General features: G+C 68.4%; 1 protein-coding gene. It reads left to right on the top strand.

The annotated features are described in order from the left end of the window. Positions 1 to 1108 (top strand): HlyD family type I secretion periplasmic adaptor subunit (locus AC1D12_RS33480; RefSeq protein WP_477845398.1); only part of this gene is annotated, 1108 nt, incomplete at its 5' end. Positions 1109 to 1293: the final 185 nt, after the last annotated feature.

The following is a 1293-nucleotide window of genomic DNA, read 5'->3' on the forward strand; positions in this document are numbered from 1 at the left end:
GATGGCGATCGCGGTGATCGTCGCGATCGCGTGGGCGTCCACCGCCCGCGTCGACGAGATCACGCGCGCCGACGGCCGCGTGGTGCCCGACGGCAAGGAGCAGGTGATCGCGAGCCTGGAAGGCGGCATCCTGCGCGAGCTGTTCGTGYGCGAGGGCATGCAGGTGCAGGAGGGGCAGGAGCTGGCGCAACTCGACCCGACGCGCTTCGAATCGCAGCAGAACGAGGGCCAGGTCAAGCGCGCCGCGCTGCGTGGCACGGTCGCGCGGCTGACGGCCGAGGCGAACGGCCGGGCCTTGCAATTCCCGTCCGACGTGTCGGCGCTTTCCAGCGTCGTCGAATCGGAGACCGATGCCTACAACGCCCGCAAGCGCGCGCTCGACGAGGCGGTGCGCTCGAACAGCCGCAGCATCGAGCTGGTGATGAAGGAGCTGGGCGTCTCGGAGGCGATGTCGGCGAAGGGCCTGATGTCCGAGGTCGAGGTGATGCGGCTGCGCCGCCAGGTCAACGACCTGCACCTGCAGTCGCAGGAGCGGGTCAACCGTTTCCGGCAGGACGCAAGCACCGAGCTCGTGCGGGTGCAGACCGACCTGGCGCAGATCGAGGAGCAGCTAGCCGGCCGGCAGGATGTGCTGCGCCGCACGGTGCTGAAGTCGCCGGTGCGCGGGCTGGTGAAGAACATCCGCTCGGTGACGGTGGGCGGCGTCGTGAGCCCGGGCGCCGCGATGATGGAGATCGTGCCGATCACGTCGCGGGTGCTGATCGAGGCGCGCGTGAAGCCGTCTGAGATCGGCTTCCTGCGGGTCGGGCAGACGGCCGAAGTGAAGCTGGCGGCCTACGACTACACGACCTACGGCGGGTTGAAGGGCAAGATCGAGTACATCAGCCCCGACGCGCTCGGCGACACCGAGAAGACAGCCGCGCCCGACCAGACCTACTACCGCGTGATGCTGCGCACCGAGCGCTCCACGCTGCGCGAGAAGGGCAAGCCGCTGACGGTGCTGCCGGGCATGACCGGCTCGGTGGAGGTGCGCACCGGGGAACGCTCGGTGCTGAGCTTCTTGCTGCGGCCGATGCTGAAGTCCAAAGAGGCATTCCGGGAGAGGTGATTTGTCAGGTCGGGTTGGCGCGGAAGGCGCGGGCGGGGAGTCTGGGGCTCGCCGGTCGCGGCGGTCATTGCCCCTGGGGGGCAATGACTCCCCTGCGCTGACTGGTTTCATGGCCCGTCGCCCAAACTCCCGCCACTCACTTCGTTCGTTGTGGTCAAACAGTGGGCGACAGTCAGTTCACGAAG

This window comes from Rhizobacter sp. P1_G5 (assembly GCF_056405435.1).